Annotated in this window: 8 protein-coding genes and 3 pseudogenes; all 11 read right to left on the bottom strand. The window is 46.2% G+C overall.

Annotation, left to right across the window (positions count from 1 at the left end; genetic code table 11):
* The coding region (locus B5F87_RS19660; RefSeq protein ID WP_158097115.1) for a relaxase/mobilization nuclease domain-containing protein at positions 1–650 on the bottom strand (650 nt) is incomplete at its 3' end.
* Positions 622–1,020, bottom strand: a complete 399-nt coding sequence (mobC, locus tag B5F87_RS19655; protein ID WP_087284239.1) for a plasmid mobilization relaxosome protein MobC — start codon at positions 1,018–1,020, stop codon at positions 622–624. The genes B5F87_RS19660 and mobC, both read right to left, overlap by 29 nt.
* A 618-nt stretch (positions 1,021–1,638) precedes the next feature.
* Positions 1,639–1,836, bottom strand: a complete 198-nt coding sequence (locus tag B5F87_RS19650) for a helix-turn-helix domain-containing protein (protein WP_070087581.1) — start codon at positions 1,834–1,836, stop codon at positions 1,639–1,641.
* Positions 1,829–2,251 (bottom strand): sigma-70 family RNA polymerase sigma factor, encoded by a 423-nt coding sequence (locus B5F87_RS19645; protein ID WP_070087582.1) that lies wholly within the window; start codon positions 2,249–2,251, stop codon positions 1,829–1,831. The genes B5F87_RS19650 and B5F87_RS19645 overlap by 8 nt, the downstream gene beginning before the upstream one ends.
* 252 nt (positions 2,252–2,503) lie before the next feature.
* Positions 2,504–3,322, bottom strand: coding sequence for a TrmH family RNA methyltransferase (locus tag B5F87_RS19640; RefSeq protein ID WP_070087583.1), 819 nt, complete (start codon positions 3,320–3,322; stop codon positions 2,504–2,506).
* A 62-nt stretch (positions 3,323–3,384) separates the two neighbouring features.
* A pseudogene (locus B5F87_RS21535) lies at positions 3,385–3,698 on the bottom strand (sigma-70 family RNA polymerase sigma factor); the annotation flags it as partial.
* A gap of 203 nt (positions 3,699–3,901) precedes the next feature.
* Positions 3,902–4,768 carry an AraC family transcriptional regulator gene (locus B5F87_RS19625; RefSeq protein WP_070087584.1) on the bottom strand — a complete coding sequence of 289 codons (867 nt, stop codon included), beginning with the start codon at positions 4,766–4,768 and terminating at the stop codon, positions 3,902–3,904.
* 190 nt (positions 4,769–4,958) lie between these two features.
* Positions 4,959–6,878, bottom strand: coding sequence for a TetM/TetW/TetO/TetS family tetracycline resistance ribosomal protection protein (tet, locus tag B5F87_RS19620; RefSeq protein WP_070087585.1), 1,920 nt, complete (start codon positions 6,876–6,878; stop codon positions 4,959–4,961).
* Between the two features lie 387 nt (positions 6,879–7,265).
* Positions 7,266–7,394 (bottom strand): annotated as a pseudogene (locus B5F87_RS19615) (Maff2 family protein); the annotation flags it as partial.
* A 94-nt stretch (positions 7,395–7,488) separates the two neighbouring features.
* Positions 7,489–8,376 (bottom strand): annotated as a pseudogene (locus B5F87_RS19610) (TraG/TraD/VirD4 family protein); the annotation flags it as partial.
* An 85-nt stretch (positions 8,377–8,461) separates the two neighbouring features.
* Positions 8,462–8,816: hypothetical protein (locus B5F87_RS19605; protein WP_143405302.1), on the bottom strand; the 355-nt coding region annotated here is incomplete at its 5' end.

The raw sequence follows: 8,816 nt of genomic DNA, 5'->3' as shown, positions 1-8,816 counted from the left end.
AGCGCGGCCTGTCCCTTTTTCTGCGCCCAATACTCCCGGTCTGTGACGCGGTTCTTGCTGCCGTTCAAGAGGTCGATTTGGTAAAGCCCCTCCCGGTGGCACATCTCCATGACTTCGGATTTGAAGTAGCGCAAGGCCGCGTCAGTACAGCGGTGCTTGCAACCGGCTTTCGTGTCGGCTGGCCTGTCCATGTAGGGCAGGAACGGGACTTCCTCTATCCGCAGCGAATTGATAACGATATGCACATGGATATTGCCGCTGTGGTTATGGCCGTCCGGGTGGGTGCATACAAGGGCTTGGTGGCCGGGGAAATGCTCAGCGCAAAACTTCTCGCCCAATGCCTGCGCCCGGTCTACGGTCAAGCCGTTGTCCGGGCCGTCCCGTGGGTCAAAGCTGATGATATAGTGGTGGCTTTTCACATCTTCCCGCCGCTGGTTTTTCTCATAGCGGAGATTTGCCCGCATACAGGCAACGGCAAAATCCTCGCCGCCGCAGTTCAGCGTGGACAGCCGGTAGTCCTCGCGGGGGATAAGCCTGCCGGTTTCATCAAGGACGGGCTTCATGGTAAACTCGTCATGCTCAAAAAGCAGGTATTGTTCGGCAGCTCCGTAGTCGGCGTTTTTAGAGTTGATATGCTTGAGTGTTGCCAACTGCGTCACCTACTTTCTTGAGGACTTCATACTTGAGGGCGGCAAGGTCGGCTATGGCGGCGCGTACCTCGCCGGACAGCGCATTGTAGGGGGCACCGTACTCGTTCAGATACCGGGCAATCTGATTGAGGTTGCCGCCAATCCTGCCGTACTCGGCGGCCAGCTTCCCGACAGCGGAAAGCAGTTCATCATTGACCGCCGACACATGGATAATGGGGCGTATGGTGGTGCGCCGTATCGCCTGCCGGAGGAATTCGGACTGGCTGATACCATAGGGCGCAAGCCGCGCTGTGAAGTCGGCATATTCATCTTCGGACAGCCGGGTTTTCACAACGCGGCTGCGGTGAGGTGTGTTGTATCGCTTCGGCATGGGCTGTAAACCTCCTTTCACTTATCACAAAAAATAGGCTGGTCTGTTAGGTATTTCCGGGGCAGTTCTCGCAAAAAAACGGCCTGCCGGACGGAAATATTTTTGCGGCGCAAGCCGCCATAGCAGGGTTTGGGGAAGGCACTCCCCAACAAGTTTCCCGCGAGGGGCAAAACCGCAGAATTGCGGATTTTGGCACCGTGGTAGAAACTTGCTCTTAGTAAGCCGCAGACTGCCCCTGTCCGGGCTTTTCCGTACATAGAGCGAACGGGGCGGGGCTTTCAGCCCGCTGTGCGCGGTCTTTTTTTTCTTTCGCCAAAGATACATTCAAAAGGCCGCCAGCTACCCGCTGTCCGGGGATTTTTCAAATTTTCTTTTGCCTTAGTAATCCGGGAAACAGGATTTTGGCAACCTACGGGGCAGAGAATTTTTCCTTTCACTCCCTACAACACTGCGTTTTGAAATTTGCCAAACGGAGCAGGCAGCTTTTTCTGGCTTCACCTACCTACTACGGGTGACTTTGCGATTTTGCCAAATGGACAACAAAAAAAGCAGCAAATCTTTTTCAGACTTACTGCTTTCACTGGCCGCTGGTGGGCGGCTGGTATTCAGTTTTGGGGCTTATCGGTCAAAGCGAAACTTGAATAGTGCGGAGATTAGCTGCTGCTTCACATATTCCTCAACCTCGGCGTTAACCTGACCGTGTACTTTGGAAAAGTAGCGGATATATCCGGCATAGTGGGAAAGGACGGTGTCGATTGCGTCCGGGTCGCCCTCATGGGCTTTGACGATTGTTTCATAGGGGAGAAGTTTACTCATGGTCTTTTCCCTCCATGAGCCGCCGTAGCCGCTGCAAGGCAAGCTGGATATGCCGCCCCGCTGTGCTGCGTGTCCGGCCAATATGTACGCCGATCACTCGCTGCGGCTGGCGCAGGAAATAGTAACGGAAAATCTCTTCCTGTGTCTGCTCCGGCAAGAGGGCAAGGGCGGCGGCAAGTTCCGCATGGTACAGAACGGCGGTCTGGCCGCAGGCGGTAAAAAGATATTCTTCAAGCTGCTCCGGTTCGGCAAGCTGGACAAACTTCTCATTCATCAGATAGTCAAGAGAAACTTCCCGTTCCCACCTCCGGCGCAGCTTTAAGATTATATCTATGGCTGCGTGACGAATGACAATCTTGCAAAAGGCATTGAATGTGTACTGGATATGCACTTTGTAGGCTTCATCTTCGGTCATGGAAATTCCCCCTCTCTGAATAATAGTGCGGGGCGGCAGCACTCCTTGCTGTCGCCCCTTGATTGCCTATCTGCAAAGGCGGGCGGGGCTGTCAACGGCGGCGCATATGCGCCGTTCATCTTGACTGTTGACTGGCTCGGCTGGCTTTGCCATTTGAGTGTAATTGCTTATTCTTTTTTTATTTGCAGACTTTTGAGGTAGAACGCCTGCTCCTCCCTTTTCTCTGGCTCACTCTCAAAAGGGTTATGCTGTCTAATTCATTCGTTGTCTTACTATTTCATACATCATTATAGATGCAGCACAACTGACATTGAAAGAACTGGCATAGGAATCTTCAGCCATAGGAATCGTACATAAAACATCACAATATTCCTTAAATGCCTTATTTAATCCCATGGTTTCATTTCCCATCATTAACATAACCGGGGTTTTCAAGTCCTCATGATAGATAGGCTTTTCGTGGTGGGCTGTTGTGCCTATGATCTTAAAGCCAGGGTATTTTATTCTAAGGCTTTCAACGAATTTATATAAATCCTCATTGTGAATGATTCGAATCACCGGAAGATTGAAAAAAGAACCCATCGCCGAAACAATTACATCAGGCTCATACAAATCAACCGCATGTCCAGTAATTATCAACATATCTACTCCCAACGCATCACATGAACGTATCATCGTACCTAAATTTCCTTTATTAGAGGGCCTGTCAAATAACACAATAAATGGATTGGAAGATAACGCAACATTTTCTAACCTGTCTTCCCTCATTTCAATAATAGCCAATAATTCAGAAGTTTCTTCTTTTCCACTTAATTCCTTTAGCAACTGTGCCGTAAGAGTATAATTGACTTCTGTTTTTACTGTTTCTATCATATGTTTTGCCCAGCCTGACAGATTATTCTTGTCATAAATAAAAGAAATAATCTTCCAGTTATTTTTAACCGCTTCATTTAAACTTCTTACGCCTTCAACAATAAATTGATTATATTTATATCTTTTATTTCGATTATGCTTCAATACTTCAAATCTCTGGTAATCATTATTTTTATTTAATATAGAAACAACTTTCATTTCAATACCTGCCTCATCATACTTTGGTTTTCGAATTTTTCACCCATTGTAAGCCCATTTTTGAAAAAATAAGGGAAAATGATTTCCCGGTTTTTCTGTGGCAGGGATAACAGGACGGCGGCAAGTTTTCCATTGGTGAGGATAACTGCCTGACCGCATATCGTTATAGGGTGTTCTTCATGGGGTGCTTCAAAATATTCGTCTGTTGTGCCTAAAGGGTAAAACTTTTCTTCTGTGAGGTATTCAAGGGATATTTCTTTTTGCCGCCGTCTGCTCCTGTCACGCCATGCGTTGATAGCCGCATAGTGTATGACGGTCTTGCAAAGCCATTGAACGTGTACATGATGTGTTCTTTGTATGCTTCTGTGCAAGGCATAGATGATTCCCCCTTTCTCCCACATAGGGCGTTGTATGGTTGACGGGTTTCATTTATAATATCAGAGGGCGGCAGCACCCCTTGCTGTCGCCCCTTGATTGCCTACCAGCAAAGGCGGGCGGGGCTGTCAACAGCGGCGCATATGCGCCGTTTATCTTGACTGCCCGCTGGCTCGGCTGGCTTTCCTATTTGAGTGTAATTGCTTATTCTTTTTTTGTTACTGGAATCCAAATTTCACTGTATGCGTAGTTGGGCTTTTTGTCGTCCATTTTTGTAAAAGAGAAAGAAAACGGCTCTGCCAGTTCATAATCTGCCGTCATAAACCATTCGGAGTAGATTCTTGCCATTGTATCCTGCAAAGTAAACGGGAAGATTCCTTCATTTGGAAAAACTGCCCACGTATGAGCTTTAACAGGAAATGTGTCCAGATTACTGCTAATGTCATTTTTAGTTGTTAAAACTCCAATTAAATGCGTTAATTCACCAGCTTCTTCAAGAAAGTTCGTATCTGATTCATAGGAAACATTTACAGTTTCATATGGCTCAATGTTTTGCAACCGGTGCATTTCTTCTTTCTGTTCCTGTGTTATGCTTTGTGCCAGTTCCAAAATAGCGTTGTTTACTCCCTCATATTGTAACGGCACTCGTTTACTTACACCTGCAAACGTAAAAGCAGGTTTTTCAACAATTTTATATTCCATTAAAGTTCCTCCCTTCATAGTTACAACAAATTGTAACTTTTGGCATGATTTACATTGTTTCAACTTTGCGACTTGTGACGGTAAGATACCGCTCCATTTTTTAAAGGCACGTGTAAATCCGTCTACGGATTGATACCCATATTGATAAGCGACATCTGTTACCTGCGCCCCCTGCAACAATTCTTTGTTAGCTTCTGAAAGTCGTCTGTTTTTTACATACTCATTCAGCGTCATATTGGTAAGCGCAAAAAATATTTTTCTAAAATGATAATCTGAAACATTTATATGCTCAGAAATCTTCTCAAGTAAAAACTCGTCCTCCAGGTGCGCTTCAATATAGTCCATCGCGTCATTCAATTTCTTTAACACATTGCCCCTCCTTCCGAATAGGAATATCACAATTTAGAAAGATATGCTCGACATTAGCATACAAAATTAGTCGGGTTATAAATAAAGGCCGTTTGCTCAATATAAGTTTACACAAAACCGACTTGAAAACAAAACTAACATAGACTCTCCTTATATTCAAAGATTTTTATCCGTGATAACGCACAAAATATTACGTTATTTTCTGAAACATATGCCGAACCTTATCTAAACGGCTGTTAGGACGGCGTGGCTGCAATACAGGCTCCCCGGAAATTTCTTGGTACCCTTTTAATTCGGTAAGGCAGACGCTTCTCCCATTTGTATAAAAATTTAAATCATTCCTATATTCGCCGATGCAGCGGGCGGGGATTTCTCCCGTAAAAATAACTTCATCATTTTTAAGCAAGGTTGATTCAATCACTGCACAATACTTCGGTGCGTCATTATAAGCCCGTGAAATATATTCCTGCGGTGCAAAAAGGGTAAAGGAAAGGTATGGTTCCAATAATTGTGTTCCTGCTCTTTTCAATGCCTGTTCTAACACGATAGGAGCAAGGGAACGAAAATCTGCGGGGGTACTAACTGGACTGTAATAAACTCCATAGTCAAAACAAATTTCACAATCTGTCACTTCCCAACCGTATAAGCCTTGCTCCATTCCATAACGCACCCCTTCCATAACGGCATTTTGAAAACTTTGGTTTAAATAGCCGAGAGATACTTTGCTTTTAAACCGGGTTCCACTTCCGGCAGGAAGTGGCGTTACAGTTAAGCCAATGGATGCCCAAAACGGATTCGGCGGCACTTCAATATGAATCGTGTAACTGGCTGTTTTTAATGGCCTTTCCAGATAAATGACCGTAGGTTCTTTCACATTTATGTTCACATGGTATCGCTCTACTAACAGAGAGCATACAACCTCTAACTGGACTTTTCCTAAAAAAGAAATGATGATTTCATGCGTTATCGTATCCACATAGTAATGCAACAGCGGATCTGTATCTGCAATTTCCGTCAGGGCATTCAGCAGGAGGTCTCTTTGTTCCTGATTTTGCGGCTCCACCGTCGTCCGAAGCAAAGGAATCGGATTTTTTTCCCATGCCTTGCGCGGCAAAAGTTCTACATTTCCGAGAGTATCATTCAGCTTCAGAGTGTCATTGGTCAAAATAACAATTTCTCCGCAACAGGCTGTGTCCGCCGGTATAATCTCTCCGTTTGACGGAATCCTCATTTCTGTGATTTTTAGTTTTTGATTTTGGGGCAGGAGAATCGTATCCCGTAAATGAAGTGTCCCGCTGTATAACCGCAAATAAACGAGCCGCTTTTTCTGGTCTGTGTACTCGATTTTAAAAACGCTTCCGCATAGCTCGGATTGATCGTTGTCCGCACCAGAAGTAAATGTTTCTGCAATCACTTCAATCAGCTTTTCAGTTCCGATATTGTTCTTTGCACTCCCATGATAAATAGGAAACAGGGAACCGTTTTGCATTCTTCTGCATTTCTCCCTCTGTAAATCTTGTATTTTCAAAGGTTCCCCCGCAATATATTTTTCCAAAAGTTCATCATTTCCAGCAATAATAGAATCCCATTTTTCTATATCCTCAATGTCTGTCAGAGACACTTCCGGAGTGAGCGAAACATCTTGCATAACCATGACATCATCAGAAAGTTTTTCTCTGATATTTTGATAAACGCTCTGTAAGTCAATGCCCTCCTGGTCTATCTTATTTACAAAAATAATCGTTGGGATTTTCATTTTCTGGAGCGCATGGAACAGTACCCGTGTTTGTGCCTGCACGCCGTCCTTTGCGGAAACTACTAAAATTGCTCCGTCAAGAACAGCAAGTGAGCGATATACTTCCGCCAAAAAGTCCATATGGCCGGGGGTATCGACAATATTGATCTTATAATTCTTCCAGCCGAAAGAAGTGACGGCCGTTTGAATGGTAATCCCACGCTGGCGTTCCAACAGCATGGTGTCTGTCCGCGTTGTTCCCTTATCTACACTCCCTAATTCCGGAACGGCTCCGCTGGTATAGAGCAGGCTTTCTGTCAAAGTCGTTTTTCCTGCGTCTACATGAGCAAGAATGCCGATATTGATTATTTTCATGTGTTTGTCCTCCATTCAGCCCCCAAAGGGCATAAAAATCCCCAGCAGCAAAATACTTTTACCGCTGGGGATATAGCGAATAGACATACACATACATACAACGCACTGCAAGCAGCGGTCGCTCTTTTGATATGTCAAATATATAAGGCAAAAGTATTCTTAAAAAGGGTACAAAAAACTAAGCCCCTTGCAAGGGACGGTTACAATTCTTTGTTCCCACTATTTGATTATAGTTAATTAAGAATACCTTGCCGCATATTTTTAACTCCTTACTTGGAATAGAAATATTATAGCATATCGGCATTGAAAAAGAAAGTCCTGAAACAAAATTTACGGAATAGTAGGCTGCTGTCTATCAATCTCTTGTGTGTTTCTTTATGACACATGAGCATTTGCCGCGGGGTTGTCGGAACCGTAACCTTCCAGCAGGTTGACCACGCCCCACACGGCAAGGCCAGCGCCCAGAGCCATAACCAGAACCTTCAGAACGTCGATAGCAGAGTTGAAAAATTCCATACAGTTTTCTCCTTTTCATTGATAAGATAGGTTTGTGGGTACAAAAAAAGCCGCCCATGATGGCGGCGTCACTTCGGGCCAATGTGGCCCGAGGTCACACGAACTCGTCGCTGTCCAGGTCGTCAAAGTTCAAAAGGTCAGCTTCTTCGTCCGTGTCCGTTTCTTCCACCTCGTACACCGTGTACTCGTCCTCCGGCTTTAGTCTCAATGGCCGGCGGCGGAACAGGCTTTCCAGATGGAAGGCGTTTTTCTTTTTGTCAAACTCGGCGGTATATCTGTAATTCGGGTGCTTTTTCAGGTCGTACTTCGGGGACAGGAAGGGCGGCAGGCCACGAAGCTGCAAGATACATTTGTCCCCCGGCATGGTGGTGATCTCGCTGGTGGTCATCAGCTCCCGGCCAAGCCGTTGCAGGTTCTGGCTGTAGCTTTCCGACTGTCCCCGGCTGCGCCCTTCGGTCTGCATGGAGATGGTCGCCTTTCCCAGCCAGTTCTCGGAAATGTCTTTTAAGGTGGACGCCTCCCGCCCTCCGAGGAAGATAATGCTGTCCATGTTTCCCATGATGGTTTCCGAGTTGTCTTTGTAGAGCGCCTTGCACTGGCTCATGGCCTGGTAAAAGAGGGTCAGGCTGATTTCCCGTGACCGGATAACAGCCACGATTTTTTCCAGCCCCGGCACCTGCCCGGTGTTGGCCGCCTCGTCCCACAGCACCCGTACATGGTGGGGAAGTCGGCCCCCGTATTTGTTGTCCGCCCGCTCACACAGAAGGTTGAACATCTGGGAGAAGGCAAGGGCTACAAGGAAGTTATAGGTGGTGTCGGTGTCGCTGATAAGAAAGAACAGCGCCGATTTCTCGTCGCCCAGCCGGTCAAGTTCCAGCTCGTCATAGCTCATAATCTCCCGGAGCTGGGGGATGTCAAAGGGCGCAAGTCTGGCCCCGCAGCTAATCAAAATCGACTTTGCTGTTTTGCCCGAAACGAGTTGTCAAGGACTTTTTAATCAAATTCACAAAAAAGCCACAAAAAAGTGCCAGAAGCAGATTTTAGCTCCTGACACTTTTACGGATGGGTTATTTGCTCCTGCTTAACAGTTCGTCGCAAAGGTACGCATATTCCGGCAGTTGGTCGATATAGGGTTTCCAGCGCCGCTTAATCTCGGCCAGTTCCAGCGGGTCGGCGTCCTCAAAGTCATGGTCGTTTCCGGTCATTCCGAAAACATCCAGTGCTATATCATTCAAGCACTCATAACAAAGACCGGCAGCGGACTCTATCCAGTTGCCGGTGTCGATATAGACCGGGTCGATAGATATTGCCAGCCACACATAGCCGACCTTGTCCGACCAAACCAAATCATAAGCGGTCATCTGCTGGATATGTTTCTCAAACACTTTGCGGACGCGCTCAATCTCATTTTTCTCTTTTTCT

The organism is Eubacterium sp. An3 (genome assembly GCF_002159465.1).
GTDB lineage: Bacteria > Bacillota > Clostridia > Lachnospirales > Lachnospiraceae > Anaerobutyricum > Anaerobutyricum stercoris.
This window is presented reverse-complemented; position numbering and strand designations above follow the sequence as displayed.

Bases quoted from the DNA above. Each gene is read 5' to 3' on its own strand.
- B5F87_RS19645 (WP_070087582.1), bottom strand. From the start codon at position 2,251: ATGACCGAAGATGAAGCCTACAAAGTGCATATCCAGTACACATTCAAT.
- tet (WP_070087585.1), bottom strand. From the start codon at position 6,878: ATGAAAATAATCAATATCGGCATTCTTGCTCATGTAGACGCAGGAAAA.
- B5F87_RS19640 (WP_070087583.1), bottom strand. From the start codon at position 3,322: ATGAAAGTTGTTTCTATATTAAATAAAAATAATGATTACCAGAGATTT.
- B5F87_RS19650 (WP_070087581.1), bottom strand. From the start codon at position 1,836: ATGAGTAAACTTCTCCCCTATGAAACAATCGTCAAAGCCCATGAGGGC.
- mobC (WP_087284239.1), bottom strand. From the start codon at position 1,020: ATGCCGAAGCGATACAACACACCTCACCGCAGCCGCGTTGTGAAAACC.